Raw genomic sequence first — 20,368 nt, 5'->3', positions numbered from 1 at the left:
GAATGCGAGCCGGGAGTAAAAACCCGCGTCTCCCGGTCAGTCGAGGAACCGATCGTCGGCGGTCCGGCGGCGTTCGTTCTCGATCGAGTCCTCTAGCCAGCCGATCCGGGCCGACTCGACCCCGTTGAAGTCCGGCACGTAGGGCTTGATGTCGAGCAGCGGCGTGCCGTCGAGCACGTCGATGCCGGAGACGAAGAGCGTTCCATCCGAGACGTTCTCCAGTTCGACGACGCTCATACCGATCGAATTCGGGCGGCGTGGGGCCCGGGTCGCAAAGACGCCATGAGTGGTGTCCTCCATGAACGGCTGGGGCTGGAGGTCATAGGACTCGGCCGCGTGGAACTGATAGAGCAGGACGAGATGGGAGAACCCCTCGATGTCGAGCAGGCCGTCGACGTACGCCTCGTCGAGGTCGACGACGCCCATGGCGTCGGAGAAGGCCCCCTGGATCGGCATGCCCGACTCCTCTGAATACGGGGAGTGAATAGTCCCGATTGGCTGGACGGTCGAACCGGCGGAATGACCGGGATCCTGGGATGAAGCGACGACCCCACCATCAGTCGCAGTTTCAACCACATCGAGGACGGCTGCGAGCCACTCGGCCACGTCGGAGTAATCCCGGGCCGTGATCAGGTTGTCGTCCACAACCCCGGCGTCGTTCACGAAGGTGCCACCGGCGGCCTCGATGTCGTCCTTGATCGACGGGTGACAGGCCAGTCGCCGACCATCGACGACGCCGGCGCTGACGAGCAGTTGCGCGCCGTGACAGACCGACGCGATGGGTTTGCCACGCTCGTCGAATGCCCGGACGATGTCGATGGCCTCGGGGGCCTGCATCCTGATCGCCTCAGAGGAGTACCCGCCAGGGAGAACGAGCAGGTCGTAATCCGCCTGCTCCACCGCCGAAATCGGGAAGTCGGCCTCGAAGTCGACGCCGTGGAGGCCCGTCACCGGCCCCCCGTCGGGGCTGGCGATGTCGACGGAATGCCCCGCCTCCTGGAGGCGGTAGTAGGGGTAGCTGAGCGAGCGATCGCCGAATCGGTCTGCCGCGAGTGCGAGTGCCTGAAGGGTCATGGATGATCCGTGTGAACCGGTTGGGTGGTTGGTTGATCGGTACGAGCGTCCGCACGAATAGTGCGTCGAATGGCGTTGACGTAGGGTTTGAAACTGTCCGTCTGGGGGTCTCTCGGCCGGTCGATGTCGACATCGAGGTCCGTGCCGACCTGCCCCGGTTGGCCCTGAATCACGAGGACCCGATCCGAGAGGCGAACCGCTTCGCCGACAGTGTGAGTCACCAGGACGACTGTCTTCCCGAGATCACGCCAGAGCGAGAGCAGGTCCGCCTGCAGGGACTCACGGGTCGCCACGTCGAGGTCCGAGAACGGCTCGTCGAGCAGGAGGATCTCGGGATCGGGGGCCAGTGCCCGGGCGATACCCACTCGCTTTGCCATCCCGCCACTGAGTTCGTCCGGATAGGCCGCCGCCCGGTCCGTCAACCCGACCATCTGGAGCAGGGTTTGGACCCGCCGGTCGGCCGCCGCGGAACTCGTGTCATCGACTTCCAGCGCAAAGCGGACGTTCTCCGCGACGGTCCGCCAGGGATAGAGCGTCGCCGCCTGGAAGACGAGGCCCCGATCCGGACCTGGGCCAGTGACCATCTCGCCATTCACGAGAATTCGGCCCGACGTGGGCGATTCCAGGCCGGCGATCAGTCTGAGTAGGGTCGTCTTCCCACAGCCAGAGGGGCCGACGATGCTCACGAACTCGCCATCTTCGATCGAGAGATCGACCCCCGAGAGGGCGTGCTGGACGCCGGAATCGGTCTCGTAGTGCTTCGAGACGTTCTCGACGGTGATCGAGGCCCGGCTCACGGTTCGATCACCCCTCTGAGATGCCGAAAGCCAAAATCCGAAGCCAGGTACACGAGGCCCAGTGCCAGCATGTAGGCCATGCTCACGTCCATCGAGAGACTCTGGGCCGTGTGGATGATCCGGTAGCCGATGCCGGGCGCGCCGAAGAGTTCCGCCGCGACGACGATCATCCAACTCCGCCCGATGCTCGTGCGGATACCCGTGAAAATCGACGGGGCGATCCCCGGTACGACGACTTTTCGGAGCATCGTTAGGTCACGTTCGACGCCCAGGCTCTCGCCGACTTCGACCCATTCGGTGGGCAACTCGGCGACGCCGTCGTAGGTGCTCAACAGTGTGATCCAGAACGAGCCGATGGCGACGATGAACGCCGCCCCTGCGTGACCGATGCCGACCCAGACAATTACGAAGCCCATCCACGCGAGCGGTGGGATCGGTCGCAGGAGACTCACGACGGGCGTGACATACTCGTCGAGTTGGGTGGAATACCCCAGGAGAAGCCCCAGCGGGGCCCCCAGTCCCACGCCCATAAACAGGCCGGGGACGTAATGCATCAGGCTCTGAATGAGAACGAGGAACAGCTCCGTCACCGGCACTTCGACACCCAGGGCCGTGAGCGTGGCGGGCGTGGTCAACTCGGTGAGGAAAGCGTGCAAGACGGCGACCGGGGTCGGAAGCAGGTAGCTCGGCATCGTCCCCGCGAGCAGCCACCAGCCGAAGCAAAACGCGGCTGCACCGAGGAGACCACGTCGAACCCGTCGGGGAACCGAAAGCGAGCCCAGATCCACACCGAACGCGACTGTCGGAACACCCTGGAGATCGCGACTAGCCATCGATCAGCCCTCCGATGCGCAAGCGGTCCCAGAGCCGTTCATACGCGTAGTACGTGCCGGTCTTGATCACGTTCGTGGCGATCCCGATCTGCAGGGATGCGGTCGTATCAGTGGTAACGGCGTACGCGACCAGGATCGTCAGCACGATCATGAAAAACCGATAGACGAGTGCCTTCGCGAGGGACTCCCACCAGCAGTGCTGGGGTCCGTCGTACTCGATGTCCGGAAGCCACGATCCCTCGCTCATCCTGATCACGCCACCGCCTGTTCGTAGTAGGAGGTATCGAAGAGGTCAGTCACCTCGAGAACCGAGTCGGTCTTGCCGAGACGCGATGCGTACTCGGCCAGAACCTCGGTCCCGTCCATGACTTCCCGGGGGTCAGTGAGGTACTGGGTGGCCGGTGAATCAAGGGCCTTCCGGGCCGTCGAGACATCCAGCCCATTGTCGCCGCCGTAAACATTACTCATGTACGACGCGGCCTGCTCCCGCTCGTCCCGGATGAACGCCGTCGCTTCGGCGTGTCTGGTGACGAATTCCTCGACGGCCTCGGGATTGTCTGCGGCATACTCGTCGCGCACGACGGTGACGCCGGCCGGCTCACCGGGGATGAACGAGCCGACCTGGGTGACGCGTCGATAGGGGGCGTCGGTCCGCTCCTCGATTAGCGTCGGGGTCGGTTCGGGAATCACCGAACCATCGACCTCGCCCGCGAGGAGTGCCTGTCGGTTCGCACCGGGGCCATCCAGGGGGACCAGCTCGACATCCTCCAGAGACGCCCCACGCACCTCGCTGATCCAGTACCGGGCCGTGATGTCCGAAACGGTCCCTTTGGCGTACGTGCCGAGCTTGAACTTCCGGCCCGTCTCCTGAGCGAACTCGGCGAATCCACCCGAATCGGTCTCGAACAGATCGGCCACGCTCTCCTCGATCAACACCACGAAGGCGTTTTTGGAACTCGCGGAGACGATCGACAGCGGGGTCTCCGAATCCGCAGCGACCAGAGCCGGGATGATTCCGATCATGCCGACGTCGGCCTTCCCGGAAACGAGCAACTGGACGATGCTCTTGCAACTGGCCGTCTCGCGGTCCACGGTAGCAGTCATCGCGTCGAACCAGCCCTTTTGATCCATCACGATGGCCTGGAAGTGTGGTGGGGCCGCGTCGTAGGCGAGTTTCAGGGTGGTGTCTCCCCCAGTGGTCCCACCAGATGTCGTACAGCCAGCGACGGCCGCGCTTCCCACCGCGCCGAGGCCAGCGAGAAATCCACGCCGTTTCATCATACCCGAGTTTCGGCCGTTCTCGCCATAAACGTAACGGATATACGTTCACTTGAACACGTATGTAACTACTTTCAGTAACATTAGGCCGGGGGCGCGGGCCGGTGTGAACGATACAGGGCCCTTCCGCTGGCGAACCGGCAGTTCGACGGCGATCGATATCGTACAAGTTAACCCCAATCACGAGTACGTACACGTATTGTGACGAACACGCAGGTCACCCTGATTCAGATCGACAATTACGGCCCGTGGACAGTCACCCCAGCACCCCGGCGGGAGACCGACCTCCAGACCCTTCAGTCACGCCTGTTCGCCGACCTCTCCCAGCAGATCGGGGCCCACGGCGGGTACGCCTTTTTCACCCGGTTTGACAACATCATCGCGGTGACCAACGGGATGGATGTCCCGGATCACGCACGGATCCAGGAATCCATCGGCAATCGCTATCCGGTCACGATCAGTATGGGGATCGGACTGGGCGAAACGCCGGCCGAAGCGCTCGTCGAGGCGACTACTCGCCTCCAGGAACAGGGAAGCGCCCAGGATCAGGACCGCCGCGAAGTCCTGCTGGGTAGTACCCTCAATCCAACCGAACGCACCGACGAGGACATACAGATCGCGCATTTCGACGTGATCGACGCGACGGGCAAGTACACCGACCAACTCGATGCTTTCTCCACGTTCATTCATATCGAACAGGGGTATGCCACACTCATGCGGCATCTCCACGACGAGTACGGCGGCCTGGCCTTCTTCGTCGGCGGCGACAACGTCATCGCGGTCTGTCCGGAACTCGAAACCCCCGAGTACGAGGCCATCATCGAACACGTCGAATCGACCGCCAACGTGACACTCCAGGTCGGGGTCGGCGCCGGATCGACCGCCCACGACGCCGGCATGGCCGCAAAACACGGGCTCGAAGTCTGTCGCGAAGAGGGGACCCGCGTCGAGGGGTCTCTGGCCGATTGAGTCGGTCGAAACGGCAAGTTAAGGGGCCGTAGCTCCGAGTGGCTCGTATGCCAGCGGGGCGGCTTCCAGGAACCGAACACGAGGAGCGATCCATTATCCTCCACGTAGATATGGACGCCTTCTACGCCGCCTGCGAGCGATTGCAGAATCCCGAACTGGAAGGCAAACCCGTCGTCGTCGGAATGGGCTACGAGCCGGGGGAGACGATTGGCGCAGTCGCAACCGCGAGTTACGAGGCCCGCGAGCACGGCGTCGAGAGCGCCCAGCCGATCTCGAAAGCGCTCGACTTGCTCCCCCGGACCGCCAGGAACCCCGACACGGAGCCGGTCGGGTACTACCGCCCGGTCGATCTGGAGTTTTACGAGGACGTCTCGGCCGACGTGAAGGCGATCCTTCACGAGCTGGCCGACGCCGTCCGGGAGGTCAGCATCGACGAGGCCTACCTGGACGTGACCGATCGAACCGCCTGGGAGGTCGCCGAGGGATTCGGCCGCCACGTCAAACAGCGGATCGCCCGGGAAGTCGGCGTGCCCGCGAGCGTGGGCGTCGCCCCGAATATGAGCGCCGCCAAGATCGCCTCTGATCACGACAAACCGGACGGGCTCACCGTCGTTCCGCCAGCGGAATTGCGTGAATTCCTCGATCCGCTCCCGATCGAGGATCTCCACGGTGTGGGGCCGAAAAGCGCCAGCACGTTTCACGAGATGGGGATCGACACCATCGGCGATCTGGCCGCGGCGGATCTGGAGACGATCACCGATCAGTTCGGCGAACGGGGGCGAGAACTTCACCTCCGGGCCCGGGGAATCGACGAACGAGAGGTCGAGGCCCGTGGCCGGCCCAAGAGCCTCTCCCGGGAGTCCTCGTTCAGCCAGCCAACTGCGGACATCGAGCGGGCACGAGCGCGCATCGACGAACTAGCGGGGGCGGTCGCCACCCGTGCCACCGAAAAAGGCGCGCTCTACCGCACGATCGGGATCAAAGTCATCGAGCCGCCCTACGAGTTGCACACCCGGGAGCGCTCGCTCAGTGGCCCAGTCGACGAACCGCCACTGGTCGCAGAGACCGCCCAGACGCTGTTCGACGAATTCGAAGGGAAATCCGTCCGCAAACTCGGCGTTCGTGTGTCGAATTTGAGCTTCGCGGACAACGACCAGGCCGACCTGGCATCGTGGACGGATCGGACGGCCCACGAGTCGGGGGATTCCTCGACCGAAATCCGCGGGCAGGCACGAATCGAATCCTTCGATCGATCTGAGCCTACTGAATGAGTTCCTGGAGGGCCGTCGCCGGGTCGTCGGCTTTCGCGACGCCACTCGCCAGCAAGACACCGTCAGCACCGAGGTCTGCGGCCGCCTCGACGTCCGCTGCCGTGCTGATCCCGGCCCCACAGTACACATCGATGTCGGGATCGACCGATTCGGCGGCTTCGACGGCGTCGCGGACGATCGCCGGGTCGGCCTGACTGACCGGCGTCCCGGTTCCGATGAGTTCCGGGGGCTCGATGGCGACCGCGTCCGGGCCGAGCGCGGCCACCGCCGCGATCTGATGGGGGTTGTTCGCACAGACGACCGTCTCAAGCCCGGCGCGCTCGGCAGCCGCGATCGCACCGTCGATGTCCGCCAGGGAGAGCCGGCGCTCCGAATGGTTGATGAGCGTTCCGACCGCGCCGTTTCGCGCCAGCCCCTCCGCGAGTGGCTGGCCAGTGTGACTGCCCGATTCGACGGGGCTGGTGTGCTGGGCCCAGGTCTCGGCGCCGGTGTCGGCGACGGCCGCGAGATCTGCTGTCTGGGGCGCAATGGCGACGTCGGTGTCGCTTTCGGCGTCGACGTCGGCTGCTGCGCTGGCTACCTCGACCGGGTCGGCGTCGTAGGCCTTCAGGTTGACGAGGACGAACATACCGGCGGAACTGGTTCGACCGCGAAAAAGATTGCTGGTTGGATCAGTCCTTCCGTTCGACCATGTCACCGAGAGTCAATCCGGAGTCCGCCCCGCCGGAGTCCCAGTCCTCGTCGCTTGCCTCCGCGGCGGCCGTCAGCACAATCCCCAGGTAGCCCTCGAGTTTCGACTGGACGTCGTCGCTGGGGAGGATGTCACCGTGCTCGATCTTCCGGATCAGGCTCACTTTCTCGTTGATCTCATTGGCGAGTTCCTCCTGGGTGAGATCCGCGCCCTCGCGGGCCTTCCGGATGCGGGTGTCGTAATCCTCGGCGAGTTCCTCCATCTCGTCGTAGAGGTCCCGACGGCGACCGCCAGAGCGGCCGGAACTCGTTGATCCGCCCGAACTCGACCCGCTCTTACCCGTCGAGCTGGTCGAGTACTTCGTCGAGGTGCTGCCGGCGTCCTGGGTCGTGACCTCCGTGCCGAACTCGGCACAGTCAGCACAGACCTGCAACTCGGCGCCCTCGATTTTGACCGTCTTCGGACTCGCGGTCTCGGCGCCGCACATCTCGCACTGAACCATACCGTGGCTTACTCGCCACCGGCCTTAAAGGATGCGACCCCGTCACCGGAGCGCGCGCCACGCGCCGTAGAACCGCTGGATGGCGGTCAAATGCCCCACCACGGCAAAGAGCCCGAGCAACAGCGCGACCACCGAGTAGCCCCCGAGTGTCGGCTGGATCGCTGCCAGGACCCCGACGATTCCAACCAGGGCGAGTCTGTCGGCCCGCCCGAGGAGCCCGCCGTATTCGCGTTCGAGCCCCACGGCTTCGATCTGGGTCCCCAGGTAGGAGGTGAGCAACACGCCGGTCACTGCCGCGAATCCCAGCGCGTACTGCCCGATACCACCGGCCAGGCCCGCGACGATCACCACGTCGGCGTACCGGTCCAGGACGTGATCGAGAAGGTCACCAGCCGGGGAGTCTGTCGATAGTTCCCGTGCGAGCGCGCCATCGAGGAGATCAAGCCAGCCGTTGAGCGCGACGAACAGTGCCCCGACGACGTACCAGGCCGGCCTGGCGAGGAGAAAAGCGAGGCCCGCCGCCACCGCCACGGCGAAGGCGATGGCGCTGATACCGTCGGGGGTGAGCCCCACAGCCTTCGACGTGCGAACGAATGGCTCCAGCAGCCGATCCGCGACCGGTCTGAATCGGTCGAGTGTCATAGATAGTCCGTATAATCGACCGTTCCAGCACTCGGTTCGCGGTCGCCCGCGATCACTGCTTCGATGGCCCGAGCCGTCTCCTCGGGGGTCTGGTGGGTCGTCTCGATCTCGTAGACGGCGTTCTCGCCGTGGGCGGTGACTGCCTCCGAGAGAATAACATCAAGGGCTTCGCTTTCCGCGTTCTCCCGGGCCGAGGCCGAGGACTCGCCCCGCTCGCGCAGTCGCTCTTCGAGCGTCTCCGGATCACACCGAAGGACGACGACACGCTCCGCGTCGAAGTGATGGGCCAGGTGGGACTCGACGAGCAGGTCCGTCTTCCCCGCGAGATACTCGTCGATCGCGTCGAAATCAGCCAGCAGGCTGCCACGGTCGTCGTCCGTGCCGTCGTGAAGGCCCTCGGTCCGAATGACCTCGTTGAGGTGCACGATATCGAGGTCGGTCTCGACACGCTTTGTCGCGGTCGTCTTGCCCGTGCCGGGCGTTCCAGTCACGGCCACTCTCATGTGGTTAGGACCTCGTTAAGCGCCGAGACAGCTTGTTTGGTCTCCGATTCAGTTCCAGCGGTGATCCGAACGTACTCGGGCAGGCCGAAACTCGTCAGATCGCGGATGATGATCCCGCGCTCGCGAAGCTCGTCCGCGACAGTCGTCCCGTCTCCAACTTCGACCATGACGAAGTTCCCGTGGCTCTCGTGAACTGGCGCGTCGATCTCTGCGCGCATGTACGCTCGCGCCCACTCCACAGTCTCGACCGTTCGGTCGACGTGCCGGTCGTCTTCCAGAGCCGCCAAGCCAGCGTGACAGGCGATCGAACTCGCTGCGAAGGGCGTGTTCACGCGGGCGTAGGCCGAAGCCCACGCCTCCGGAACGATAGCATAGCCGAGCCTGAGCCCTGCCAGCCCGTACGCCTTCGAGAAGGTTCGTAACACGGCGATGTCGTCCCGGTTCCCCAAAAGGGTGCGTGCACTCGTCCCGGTCGCGAACTCGCCGTACGCCTCGTCGACCACCAGCAGCGTGTCCTCGTCAGTTCGGTCCGCGATTTCCCGAATTGCCGCCACCGAGAACCGACTCCCAGTTGGGTTGTGTGGGCTCGTCAGGTAGACGATCCGTTCGCCGTCGTAGGCGTCCAGCACGGTATCGGGCGTGAGCGAGAAGTCCTCGCCGTCGATCTCGTAGCGATTGACCCGTCCATGGTGAAAGCGAGCGGACATCTCGTAGTAGGCAAATCCTGGGTCGGGAACGAGAACGGCATCTCCAGGTTCGAGCATCGCCCGCGCGAGGTAATCCAGGGCCCCGTCGCCACCAGGCGACAGCCAGATCTGCGGTGGTTCGACAGCCCACTTCTCGGCCAGCACCGCGGTGAGGTCGGTGTGGGCTGATTTGGGGTAGTGGTGGACCGCCGGCGCGAGGTCCTGGATCGCCTCGACCGCGGCCGGACTGGGTCCATGCGGGTTCTCGTTCGAGGCGAGTTTGACGAGTTCGTCGGGCTCTCTCCCCAGTTCGCGGGCGACTTCCTCGATGCCCTGTCCCGCGACGTACTCGGTGTGATCGGAGAGATCCCTGGGTTCCATGCGCGTTCGAAATCGGTCCTGACCCTTAAGAGTGCTCACATCCGGGCTCCCGAAGGCCACCGCAAAGGTAATCAATTACTGCGCTCGGTGGCGGGCGATCAAGACTGCCGAATCACATATGTACTACTGGTATAAATCAACCAAAACAAGCACCTTAGGCCGCCTATTCCTCGTAAACGCTAGAATAACCAATTGGGGAAAGAGTTATTGTGCCTCCAATAATTTGTGTAGTCGGGGGTTAACCATGAGAGGGGAGAGCAAGCAACTGGTCACACGCAGGGGGGGTTATCGAGCACAGACAGTCAGACATCCGTCGGACAGTCGGGCGGGCAATCGGACGTGGCCGGTCGCAAATCCGGCAAGGTCCCACTTACTGCATCTACCACGGACGGAGCGACACAGTTGGGGTACCCTGGTGGTCAGGAAATGACCGTCGCCGAAACAGTCACCGAGGAGACGACGGAAGCACCAGAACTCGACGATCTGACGGCGGACCAGCCACCGCGGTTGGACGAGATTTTCGGCGTGCTACAGAACCAGCGCCGACGGTTAATCCTTCGCTACCTAGACGAGGAGAAGGCACCGACCGATATCGGAACGCTCGCCGAACACGTTGCGGCGGTCGAGAACGACATTACCCGGTCGGAGTTGCACTCGAAGCAACGAAAGCGGGTCTACATCTCGCTGTACCAGAGTCACCTGCCGAAACTCGACTCCGCGGGGGCCGTGGTCTACGATCAGGACCGCGGGACTGTCGAGCAGGGGGCGGACATCGAGGAGTTCCTGTCGGTGCTCAAGCGCGAGGACTCGGTCGAACCCGATTCGAAGTTATTCAGAGCGAGTTCCTCGCTCGCCGGATCGATCCTGCTCGCGGTTATGCTCACCGTCGGGTCGGCCCCATCAGTCGTCGATCCACTCATGTTCCGGCTTCTGGCGGCGGTCTCGATTCTCGTCGTTATCGTTCTCATGGGCATCGCCGTCTTCGACGTGCCGTCCAACTCGGGACTGCTCGGGGCATTGCCCTGGTAGCGAGTTGGGACACTTCTGGCCGCTTGAAAATTGGGGGGCGACTCACCGGTCCCTGGAATCCGCTTCCCAGAGGACTTCGAGTTGCTGGAGGCTTTCCCGGATCTGGTACCGCGTCTCTGGCGCCTCGGCTTCTTCGAGTGCCTGCTCGAGCGAGGACTCGATTTCGTCGAGGGAACGTGTGGTGCTTGGCATTGGTTGGGCCGAAATTGGAATCACCGGGAACCGGTCGGGTCGAAAACCACGACCAACGAACCCGGGTTCGGGCTGGTTCGATTAGCTATTCTGGTCCGAGCTCTCTTCCTCACAGCCACACGCCACGCCGCCACAGACCAACAGCCCGACGGGGTTGTCCCAGCCGGAGCCACCAGCTTCGGCGTTTTCAACCTCGGCAACGAGCGTGTGTTCGCCGGCAGTGATCTCCTTCTCGAAGGTTTCCAGGGCCTTGAAGCCCTTGTCCGGGTCGGAACTCGGGCCAGTGATCTCGCCGAGTTCCTGGTCATCGAGGTAGAACGTTGCAGTGTTGTCCGTGGCGGCGTCGAACTTGAGCTTGCAGGGCCCATCGCCGGCCGGGGTCTCCTGCAGATCCACTTCGAAGTCCGTCTCGAAGGTGTAGGTCCCCTGTGGGTCCTGATCCCCGTTCGCGTCAGTGTTTCCGTCTTCCTCCGGCGGCGCGATCCAGGCACACTCATCGGACGGCTCGATCCATTCTGCATGAGGCGTCTGGACCATAGCCGTACCAGTCTGTGGGCCATCAGTGATCTCCCAGCCACCGTCGCCCGTGTTCAGACCGATGTCACGCGGCGCACAGCCCTGGTTGTGCCGGCATTGCTCGGTGTAAAAGCCCAGGTCGAACTCGAGGGTGTCCCCCTGGATGACGTTTCCGACCGTCTCAGGAATCCACCAGCGAACGCCGATACAGTGCTGTTCATCACCCTCGAAGCAGGTGCGGGAGGCGGCACCGGCCGGAATGTTCCAGCCGTTGAGCCCGTCCCCGCTTAGCACGATCATGCCATCCTCGTACGCGAGTTCCTCCTTCGCCTGCGCGAGGGTAACAGGATCCGTGTGGACGCCATCTCCTTCGCCGAGGATCACAGGCTCTTCATCATTGAGCTCGTTGTTGCAGTCCGATTCCTTCCAGATTTCGAGGTAGAGGTTCTCGGCAAGTTCGCCTTCATCCGGCTCCGGCTCTGGTTCCGGTGTCTCGCCAGGCCCCTGGGCAATGTTCTCCAGGGTCATCCAGAGGTACCCTGGGTTGTCACAGAGGTGCAGGCTGAAGGTGATCTCACCTTCGTCGCCAGGTTTGACGTCGTCGAGTTCGACGAGGTGCTCTTGGTCGCCAAACACACCCTCGGGAAGGTCGTCACCGCTCTCGAGGTCGCTACACTCGAAGTCCATCCCTTCACCGTTCCCCCCGGGGTAGGCGTTGACCAGCTCCGTTCCGTTCGGGCCGGTGTAGGTCTGCCGCCAATCGACTTTGAGGTCGAGTTCGCCGGCCGTGATCGTGTTACCTTCGAATGTTTCCGTATCACTGAACCAGGCGCTCGTTCCCAGTCCCGCCCCAGCGGAGGCGGCACCGATGGTACCCAGTGCGGCGAGTGTCTTTCGCCGCGAAATCTCGAACGAGTTGTTTTCCTCTGACATTGTTCTCACACCCGGGCGGTGTTCCACCCCAGGTGTCCACTCACACCTACAGCGTGGGAGTCCTTTGCAAAGTGCCGAATAACGAAGAATAACGTACCAGTAGCCAGGTTTTGAGGAGCGATAACGGTTTTCGAGATTTGAATCATGGGGAAAATTAGACAACAACGGCGAGATTTGACGTGACCGCCTTGGGTAGGGGATGGGTGGGTTCGATCACGTCCGTACCGTTGTAGTCAACCGCCCGGAAGGGAACGGGTTCGAAAACCACGCTGGGGACAGCGTGGTTTCGGATCGATCAGGCCTCGTTCTCGTTCTCCATGCCCGCACCGTCGTTGTGGCGGGCCTGTTCGGTGTAGAAGCCCAGATCGAATTCGACGGCGTCGGTCTGGATCTCGTTGCCGACTTCGGGTGGCACGTACCACGCGAATCCGACGTAGTGGTTCACACCCGGGACGAACGTGTCACGATCGTCGCTTGCCGGTTCGCCCTCGATCTCATCGAACGGCGTGGCACGATTCCCGTCCAGTGGGATGCCATTGCCGTTACTGAGCGCTGCGAGATCGCCGCCGAGGGTTCCACGGTGGAAGACTTCGCCACAGAACTTGCCCGAAGTCATGTCACCGTAGTCGTAATCGTAGGCCTCGTCCCCCACCTGCATGGGGTAGCTCTCGATGATACTCCCATCAGTCCGGTCGATGGTGACGATCGCGTCGTTCTCACGATCGGAACCGACCAGTTGACCCGTTCCACTCCCACGGATCGCGAGCCCAGTGATGGTCTCGGTGAAGTCACCAATGTTGGCCTCGTCCACTGGCTCAGCGGTCGTGTCACTTGCCGGGTCATCGACCTTGTAGAGGCCGGCTTCGTCAGTCGCAGCCGTCCAGATGTACATCGTGCCGTCCGCGGCGAACACGAGGTCCGCACCCTGGATATCGATCCCGGTGTCGCCCATCGCAGTCATCGACGGGCCAGACGGATCGATCGTGTACAGGTTGTCGTCGTCCTGAGACGCTGCCCAGAGTGTTCCGGATGGGGAATGTCCAGCGAGGACGATTCCACCAGTTGCCCCGTCGACCTCACCCAGATCCTCGAAGGTATCAGAACCGATGTTGTACCGTCCGAGGTGGTGTGAGCTCTTGTCGAAGAAGAGGATGGCATCACCATTGAGCGTCGCCGCGATTGCGTCAGTCTGGTTGAAGTTGCCCGTATCGTCCTCGTAGAGCTCAACTAGCTCGGCGTTACCCCCCGTCAGAGTGACTTCAAAGAGCCTCGTCGGGGTATCCGAACCACTGACACTGTCGGTGAGGTAGAGCGTTTCCTCGCCGCAGTCCTGAATGACGTTGTCCCCGCGCGCGTCGTACCACCAAACAGTCTTGATGGCGTCGGCCAATTCGATGTCCGCTCCGTCCGTGTTGTTTTGCATTGACCCACCAGTCTCATCGTCTGCCTCAGCCTCGGGCTCAGTCGTGCCGTTTTCCCACCATGTGACGTTCCCCGCCTGCATCCACAGGTATCCTGGGTTGTCACACAGATGAAGGCTGAAGGTGAGTTCGCCGAAGTCACCCGGCTTGACGTCGTCCAGGGCGATGAGCGGTTTGTACTCTCCTGCCCCGTCGTCGTACGTATCCCCATTATCAGTCCGAAGAGCGTTCGCAATCTTGGGGTCGAGGTCTTGGGGCGTATCCGCACCCATTGAACAGGGATCGTAGGTCCACAGACCGTCCATCCCTTCGTACTCCATTTCCTGGATCCCGTCTCCGTCTGGGTCGGGGAACGCCTCCAGGGCTGTCGCGTTCATGAACTCACCCAACTCATCACGAGGGACCCACACCTGGGGATCCTCCGGATCGGGCAGCGCAACGTGGTCTCCATCCGCAGGCTCGCTGTAGGAGACGAACTCCCGACCACTACTGCCGTCGTAGTAGTGCTCCTCCCAGTCGACCTTGAGGTCGAGTTCGCCAGCCGTGATCGTGTTACCTTCGAACGTTTCCGTATCACTAAACCAGGCGCTCGTTCCCAGTCCCGCCCCCGCGGAGGCGGCACCGATGGTACCTAACGCGGCGAGTGTCTTCCGCCGCGATATCTCGAACGTGTTGTTTTCCTCTGACATGGTTTGCATCACCCGGGGCCCAAATCGGCCACCGAGTGAACAGGTACACCATGGGAAGCCTCCACCTTTGCAAAGGGCCGAATAACGGCGAATAACGTGCTGGTAGACGCGTTTCGTGGGAGCTAACGACTCGTTAGTCGAGGTTCGAAACAATCGGGAATAGCCAAGAAAAAAGACGTGACCGCCTTGGGTAGGGGATTCGTGGGTTCGATCACGTCCGTGCCGTTGTAGTCAACCGGCCGGAAGGGAACGGGTTCGAAAACCACGCTGGCTACGGCGCAGTTTCGAGTTGATCAGACCCCAGTTCCGTTTTCGTCGGTGCCGTGGTCCCCATCCTGAGTGTCGTTCTCGTCGATGGATTGTCCCGCACCGTCGTTGTGGCGGGCCTGCTCGGTGTAGAAGCCCAGATCGAAGACGGCGCTGTCGGTCTGGATCTCGTTCCCGACCTCCTCACCCGGCAGCTCCCACTCGAAGCCGATGCACTGGGTGGTGGAGTTCTCGAAGGGATCGCGATTCTCGTCATCCGCGGCGTCCTCGAGTTCGTCGAACTCCGTACTGCGGTCGCCGTCGAGCGGAATGCCAAGGCCCCCGTTCTGCGAGAGGGCATCGAGGGCGTCCCGAAGCGGAATTCCGTCGGCGATGATCTCTTCCTCATCCCCGAGTTCGTTGTCACAGTCCGTGTCGTACCAGAGCGTGACTTCGACTTTGTCGAGGAGTTCGACGACGTCTTCCTCTTCGCCCTCTGCCGCGGCCTCGGGTTCGGTCACGCCGTTTTCGGAAGCACTGACGAGCTGGCCGTTCATCCAGATGTAGCCAGGGTTGTCACACAGGTGGAGGCTGAAGGTGACCTCGCCCTCGTCGCCTGGCTTGAGGTCGGCGAACTCGATGAGGTGTTCCTGGTCGGGGTAGAGATCGCTGGTGAAGACGTCCTCCGGAAGTTCCTCACCGCTTTCGATGCCGCATGCACTGTGAAGTGCAATGGGACCTACTGCCTCATCGCCAATCCCGTCTCTAAGGAGGATCTCGTCAGAGCCGTCTCCGAGTCCACTCCCGCCACTCAGAACGACCAGCTCTTCGATTTGGCCCGAACCGAGTTGGTCTCGGTCGGCCGCACCGTTGAAGGAAGGCGAGATTTCGATAGCGAAGTCATCTTCGAAGTAGCCAATTGCTCCCCCGTCTGTCCGATCGGGGCCCCATGCCCAGTCGATCTCCCACTCTTCGTACTGCTCGAATCCTTGATTGAGGTCGCCCTCAGTGTCATCTTTGACCTTCCATTCACCATCTCCGACCAACCAACCGGTGTCCTGGGGAGCCCCCTCTATGGTAAACGAGGCAGCGCTTCCGCCGTCCTCGTTCGTGTATGCATCGTTGACAAAGACGAGGCTGAGATTCCCATCACCATCTTCGTAAAGGAAAATGACGCTCGCATCTTCTCGCTGAATTGCATCGTTTTGGGAGGAGTACTCGACCGCACCTCCAGTCCCGACGTAGTCGTAAAAGTCTTCGACACTCCCCACCCCACTCAACGGTTCGATACAGTACGATTCGCCACCGAAGGTCAGGTAGTATTCACCCTCTTCACAGTCACAACAGCCGGGAATATCAGCCGCATCGAATACTGGATCCACGTCCCCCGCACCGGAGTACCTGACGCCGTTGAGGTCCTGGAGACCATCACCATCAGTATCCGGATACGCGTTGACAGGATGCCATCCGATCTCTCCCGTTTCCGGGTGCGGTCCGTTGTAGGTCTGCTGCCAATCAACTTTCAGGTCGAGGTCGCCGGCCGAGATCGTATTATTCTCGAATGACTCTGTATCGTTGAACCACGCACTCGTTCCCAGTCCCGCCCCCGCGGAGGCGGCACCGATGGTACCTAACGCGGCGAGTGTCTTTCGCCGCGAAATCTCGAACGTGTTGTTGCTGTCTTCCTCTGACATTGTTCTCACACCCGTGATCGTGACCGGGTGTACACACGCGAATATGGCAGGGGAGACCTTTGCAAAGACCTGCGTTAATTGGATAACAGGCGATTATTGGGAATCTGCTCGGCCGTCGCCGAATTCCTTTGACGGATGTATGGATCGAGAAGTGTCCCGTCTCAGCTGATTCAAAAATCGAAACGACGTGTCTCCGTGGTCGAGCGAGTGCGGGTCTGTTCGATGTGTGATTCAACCTTCACAGACAGGAGAAAGCCCACCGGCGGAGTCGAACCGCCGCGGACGCCGGAAGCGCCCGGCCTACCCGGATGGGTCAGAGTGCAGGTCGTGGCTTCCGGTGTCGGTCAGCGGAAGTCGATGCCGACCCAGTCCTCGGTGGTGTAGTCGCTCTGCGAACCTTCGAAGCGGATTGTCCCCTCGACGGTGGCGGTGCTGGAGGCGTCGACGTTCGTCACGGCGAGGTACTCCTTGCCGTCGTTCTCGCTAATCGACGTGGAGACGGGCGAGCCGTTGATCACGACGTCCTCGACGACCGTCGTGACGTCGTTCCCGGAGGCGCTGCTGGCGTTGATTGAGACGTCGATGTAGTCGGGAACGCCGCTCGGCCACTCGGGGTCGCCCGTCGAATCGCCGTTCGCGTCGCCGTCTGTTACGTCGTCGTCTGTCACGGTCACTTCGTTCACGGTCAGCGAAGCAGTCTGCGCTGTAGGATCAATCTCCGCGGTGAACGGAATATCGGTGTTACTCGGGTAGGTATCGCTACCGTACACGTTGGTGTCCTCAACACCGCCGCTGTCGCCGTGGACCTGTATCTCCCCGCGACCGGAGCCACCGCGGGCGAGTGCCTGCATGTTCAGCGCCTTCTCGAACGAAATGTCGCTGAACCCATCACCTGTCGAGACCGTACGCGCTGGCGCACACGGGTTCGTAGTGCCGTCGTTGTGCCGGCACTGTTCGGCGTACATCTGGAGATCGAATTCGAGTGAGTCGCCCTGGATCTCGTTACCGACCTCTTCACCCGGCACCTCCCACTCGAGACAGAGCGAAGGTGTGTCACCCTCGTCTTCGGTCCCCGCGAAGCAGGACTGATCTCCTGGCTCGAAGAAGCTACCCTCCTCAGGAACTCCCGAGCCCCCATCGAGGGGAACACCAGCCTCGATGGCCATCAGGAAGTCCGCAAGCGATCCGGTCCAAATCTCCTGTTCGGTGCTGACGTCGTTCGGTCCCAAGTCGCCACCATCCATCTGGATGTCACAATACCCAACGGTGACATCGATGCTCTGGGCGAGTTCGCCCTGCCACTCACCAGGGTCACCGCCGGTGTCGTCGACGAGTGCCTCGGGTTCGGTGAGGCCGTTCTCGTCGTTGGCGGTCAGTTCGCCACAGAGCCACAGATACGCCGGGTTGGTCTCGATCCGTGGCGAGAGGACAATGCGGCCGTTGTCACCAGGCTTGACGTCTGATAATTCGGCCGTGACCGCCTCACCATCGGCTGTGCCGGAAACCGATCCCGATCCGGCCATTCCCTGGTCCCACCAGGAGTAGTAGTTGACGATGAGGTCCAGAGTTCCCGCCGTGACGATGTTGTTATCGAACGTTTCGGTGTCGTTGAACCAAGCGCTCGTTCCCAGTCCCGCCCCCGCGGAGGCGGCACCGATGGTACCCAGTGCGGCGAGTGTCTTCCGCCGCGAAATCTCGAACGTGTTGTTGTCGTCCTTTGACATTGTTCTCACACCCGGACAGTTTTCGACCCCGGATGTCCACTCGCTCCTACAACGTGGGTGACCTTTGCAAGGAGCCGAATTACTGCAATAACGAGCCAATAGACGGGTTTGGCGGGCTCTAATTGGTCTTCGTCGGAGCTCATAACGAATCAAAAATATCGGCGCGATCTCAACGTGACCAGCTTGGGTAGGGATAGATGAGTTTGGTCACGTCCGAGCTGTTGGGTTCAATCGGTCGAAACGAAAACAGGTTTGAAACCCACGCTGGTTACAGCGTGGTCCGAGATGGGGGAAATCTAGCTGCTATTTCCCTCTGAGACTTGCGTCCCCGACCCGTCGTTGTGGCGGCACTGCTCGGTGTAGAAGCCCAGGTCGAAGACGGCACGATCCGACTGGATCTCGTTGCCCGTATCGGCCGGGACCCACCACTCGAAGCCGATGCACTGGGTCGTGGAGTTCTCGAAGCACTCGCCGTTCTCCTCTTCCCCATTCCCACCGTTCCCGTTGGAGCCGGTGTACTCGGGATCGACACAGAAGCTAATGTGACTGATGTCCTGACCGGTCGGCGTTTCGAGCCATTCTTCGGTCTCCCCACTGCTTAGTTCGGCCTCGGCATCGTCGTCGAAGTTGTCGTTCCCGTTGTCGTTGTCGTAGCTGTAGACGTTGCCGCCAGACTGACCGCCCTTGACAGCGACCTTGCTCATACAGAAGCCGTCCTCCGCTTCGTTGAACTCGCCGTCCGGTGAGGAGTCGGTCCGCCACTGGATCGTCTGGCCCTTCTGGGTGATCTCGATGTCGCCGTAGGTTGTGGTGTAGACGTCCGTGTTGCCGTCACCCGGCAGGTCCTCGGATTCGACCTTGATTACTTCTTCGAGCCCGAATTCCCCACACTTGGGGTTCCCGGAAATCTCGACTTCCTCTTCGTCCACGGTGACCACGTCGCCAGTAGTGTGCTCGGTGTCGAATGTGGATTCCGTGCTGCAGGTTCCCGGACCCACAAGTGGGTTGTCAACCTCACCGTTGGGTTCCGAATCGACGAACTGGGGCTTCAGCGGGAGTCCGGGGTCGGTCCCTGAGAGCAGGTCCAGCGCGGAGCGCAAGGAGAGATTCTCGAAAATGACCGTCTCCTCGCCGTCCGCCTGGTTGTCACAGTCCTCGTCGTACCAGAGGGACGTCTGAACGACGTCGAGCAGTTCGACGAGGTCGTCGATCTCAGCCGGGTCAGCGCCTTCGGGTTCGGTGACGCCGTTCTCATCGGCCTCCAGGAGTTCACCGGTCATCCAGACGTAGCCCGGGTTGTCACACAGGTGGAGACTGAAGGTGACCTCGCCGAAGTCCCCCGGCTTGAGGTCCTCGATCTCGATCATCGGGCGTTCCAGTGCGTCCGGGTCCGGGTAATCCTCACACGCGATGACGTCCCATTGCCCGTCCGTTTCGTCGTTCACTTCATCGTAGGGGCCACCATCGACGAGGTTGTCGCCGTCTTCGTCAGGGTTGGCCTCGACGGCCGTCGCCTGCATGAACGCCGTGACATCCCCCTCAGAAACGGTCGCCCGAGGAAGGGCTCCGGTTGCGGTCATGGGGAAGGCCTGTGACCCATCGGGAACCCGTTCCGCTGCCCCGATCCAGCTGACGAAATCCTCGCCAGCGGACCCATCGTAGTAGTGCTCCTCCCAGTCGACCTTCAGATCGAGTGAGCCAGCGGTCAGTGTGTTGCCCTCGAAGTTCTCCGTGTCGTTGAACCAGGCCGATGTTCCCAGTCCCGCCCCCGCGGAGGCGGCACCGATGGTACCCAGTGCGGCGAGTGTCTTCCGCCGCGAGATCTCGAACGTGTTGGTATCCTCGTTTTCGGTCATGAGTTTCTCCGCTCGGCGGACCCGCCTGCCGAGCAAGCAACTGAATGGTCTCCCCGGAAGACCTTTGCAAAGAACTGGATAAGTCGACTAACGGCCCGGTATTCGGGGTTTGGTGATTGCTAACCCAAAACATGTAACGGGTTGCCGGGTCATCCGAATTGTTCCGTGCCCATCAGCGCGAGGGATTCCAACGCCATCCGTATGACGCGCCTGAATGCTGAGGAGTCACCGAGAGGGAACTCAACAGGGTCGTTCTAGACTTCGTTCGCGCACACGAACCCAGCCACCACAGGGCTTGAAGTTACTGAACTGGTAAAGCGGGAGGTAACCCAAAGCGAAAAGGAGTCATTTCACAGGTAAACGAAGCGATACCAAAGGCCATCCCCGTTGAGGGTAGACACATGCTACGGAGACGGACCAGCGAATCCTGGAGACACGTGG

The 20,368-nt window shown here is 61.9% G+C and carries 19 protein-coding genes; 3 read left to right on the top strand and 16 right to left on the bottom strand.

The genetic code is table 11. From position 1 onward, the window contains the following. Positions 1–36 precede the first annotated feature (36 nt). Genes tsaA through HSR6_RS04595 form a run of 5 tightly spaced genes read right to left on the bottom strand, consistent with a single transcriptional unit; the run spans position 37 to position 3,985 of the window. A complete protein-coding gene (gene tsaA, locus HSR6_RS11210) occupies positions 37–1,074 on the bottom strand; it encodes a tRNA (N6-threonylcarbamoyladenosine(37)-N6)-methyltransferase TrmO (RefSeq protein ID WP_233488556.1) in 1,038 nt (345 codons plus the stop codon). Beyond that, positions 1,071–1,871 (bottom strand): ABC transporter ATP-binding protein, encoded by an 801-nt coding sequence (locus tag HSR6_RS04610; RefSeq protein ID WP_071932954.1) that lies wholly within the window; start codon positions 1,869–1,871, stop codon positions 1,071–1,073. The genes tsaA and HSR6_RS04610 overlap by 4 nt, the downstream gene beginning before the upstream one ends. After that, entirely contained in the window at positions 1,868–2,704 is an 837-nt protein-coding gene (locus HSR6_RS04605) for an ABC transporter permease (protein ID WP_083426101.1), read from the bottom strand. Before HSR6_RS04605 ends, HSR6_RS04610 begins: the two co-directional genes overlap by 4 nt. Next, entirely contained in the window at positions 2,697–2,951 is a 255-nt protein-coding gene (locus tag HSR6_RS04600) for a DUF2061 domain-containing protein (protein ID WP_083426100.1), read from the bottom strand. Before HSR6_RS04600 ends, HSR6_RS04605 begins: the two co-directional genes overlap by 8 nt. A gap of 5 nt (positions 2,952–2,956) precedes the next feature. Next, complete coding sequence (locus HSR6_RS04595) at positions 2,957–3,985, bottom strand: ABC transporter substrate-binding protein (RefSeq protein ID WP_071932953.1); 1,029 nt, start codon at positions 3,983–3,985, stop codon at positions 2,957–2,959. Between the two features lie 198 nt (positions 3,986–4,183). Between HSR6_RS04595 and HSR6_RS04590 the strand changes: the two genes are divergently transcribed. Then, complete coding sequence (locus HSR6_RS04590) at positions 4,184–4,951, top strand: GTP cyclohydrolase III (RefSeq protein WP_070364819.1); 768 nt, start codon at positions 4,184–4,186, stop codon at positions 4,949–4,951. Between the two features lie 47 nt (positions 4,952–4,998). Next, positions 4,999–6,222 (top strand): DNA polymerase IV, encoded by a 1,224-nt coding sequence (gene dinB, locus HSR6_RS04585; RefSeq protein WP_071932952.1) that lies wholly within the window; start codon positions 4,999–5,001, stop codon positions 6,220–6,222. Here dinB and tpiA read toward each other — a convergent pair. From tpiA to hisC, 5 genes are read right to left on the bottom strand one after another with little or no spacing between them, the layout of a single operon-like run. Next, on the bottom strand, positions 6,212–6,850 hold the full coding sequence (tpiA, locus tag HSR6_RS04580; protein ID WP_071932951.1) for a triose-phosphate isomerase: 639 nt from the start codon (positions 6,848–6,850) through the stop codon (positions 6,212–6,214). The genes dinB and tpiA overlap by 11 nt on opposite strands. 43 nt (positions 6,851–6,893) lie before the next feature. Continuing rightward, the gene (locus HSR6_RS04575; RefSeq protein ID WP_071932950.1) at positions 6,894–7,415 is read right to left on the bottom strand and encodes a multiprotein bridging factor aMBF1; all 522 of its coding nucleotides are present in this window, start codon (positions 7,413–7,415) and stop codon (positions 6,894–6,896) included. 42 nt (positions 7,416–7,457) lie between these two features. Continuing rightward, positions 7,458–8,057 carry a CDP-alcohol phosphatidyltransferase family protein gene (locus tag HSR6_RS04570; protein ID WP_071932949.1) on the bottom strand — a complete coding sequence of 200 codons (600 nt, stop codon included), beginning with the start codon at positions 8,055–8,057 and terminating at the stop codon, positions 7,458–7,460. Then, positions 8,054–8,560 carry an adenylate kinase family protein gene (locus tag HSR6_RS04565; protein ID WP_071932948.1) on the bottom strand — a complete coding sequence of 169 codons (507 nt, stop codon included), beginning with the start codon at positions 8,558–8,560 and terminating at the stop codon, positions 8,054–8,056. The genes HSR6_RS04570 and HSR6_RS04565 overlap by 4 nt, the downstream gene beginning before the upstream one ends. Continuing rightward, positions 8,557–9,627, bottom strand: a complete 1,071-nt coding sequence (gene hisC / locus HSR6_RS04560) for a histidinol-phosphate transaminase (protein WP_071932947.1) — start codon at positions 9,625–9,627, stop codon at positions 8,557–8,559. The genes HSR6_RS04565 and hisC overlap by 4 nt, the downstream gene beginning before the upstream one ends. 426 nt (positions 9,628–10,053) lie before the next feature. Between hisC and HSR6_RS04555 the strand changes: the two genes are divergently transcribed. Further along, positions 10,054–10,656, top strand: coding sequence for a DUF7344 domain-containing protein (locus tag HSR6_RS04555; RefSeq protein WP_071932946.1), 603 nt, complete (start codon positions 10,054–10,056; stop codon positions 10,654–10,656). Between the two features lie 42 nt (positions 10,657–10,698). Here the strand turns inward: HSR6_RS04555 and HSR6_RS10975 are convergent, their stop codons facing one another. From HSR6_RS10975 to HSR6_RS11105, 6 genes are all read right to left on the bottom strand, one after another. Next, positions 10,699–10,848, bottom strand: coding sequence for a hypothetical protein (locus HSR6_RS10975; RefSeq protein ID WP_158514135.1), 150 nt, complete (start codon positions 10,846–10,848; stop codon positions 10,699–10,701). Between the two features lie 81 nt (positions 10,849–10,929). Beyond that, the gene (locus HSR6_RS04550) at positions 10,930–12,297 is read right to left on the bottom strand and encodes a SipW-dependent-type signal peptide-containing protein (protein ID WP_071932945.1); all 1,368 of its coding nucleotides are present in this window, start codon (positions 12,295–12,297) and stop codon (positions 10,930–10,932) included. Between the two features lie 295 nt (positions 12,298–12,592). Then, positions 12,593–14,407 (bottom strand): SipW-dependent-type signal peptide-containing protein, encoded by a 1,815-nt coding sequence (locus HSR6_RS11115; protein WP_071932944.1) that lies wholly within the window; start codon positions 14,405–14,407, stop codon positions 12,593–12,595. Between the two features lie 293 nt (positions 14,408–14,700). Continuing rightward, the gene (locus HSR6_RS11110; protein WP_071932943.1) at positions 14,701–16,347 is read right to left on the bottom strand and encodes a SipW-dependent-type signal peptide-containing protein; all 1,647 of its coding nucleotides are present in this window, start codon (positions 16,345–16,347) and stop codon (positions 14,701–14,703) included. Between the two features lie 344 nt (positions 16,348–16,691). Next, entirely contained in the window at positions 16,692–18,071 is a 1,380-nt protein-coding gene (locus HSR6_RS04535) for a SipW-dependent-type signal peptide-containing protein (RefSeq protein ID WP_071932942.1), read from the bottom strand. A 296-nt stretch (positions 18,072–18,367) separates the two neighbouring features. Beyond that, complete coding sequence (locus tag HSR6_RS11105; protein WP_071932941.1) at positions 18,368–19,927, bottom strand: SipW-dependent-type signal peptide-containing protein; 1,560 nt, start codon at positions 19,925–19,927, stop codon at positions 18,368–18,370. Between the last annotated feature and the right edge of the window lie 441 nt (positions 19,928–20,368).

This window comes from Halodesulfurarchaeum formicicum (assembly GCF_001886955.1).
Classification (GTDB): Archaea; Halobacteriota; Halobacteria; order Halobacteriales; family Halobacteriaceae; genus Halodesulfurarchaeum; species Halodesulfurarchaeum formicicum.
Note: the sequence above shows the minus strand (reverse complement) of the source record. Positions and strands in the feature narration are given on the sequence as shown.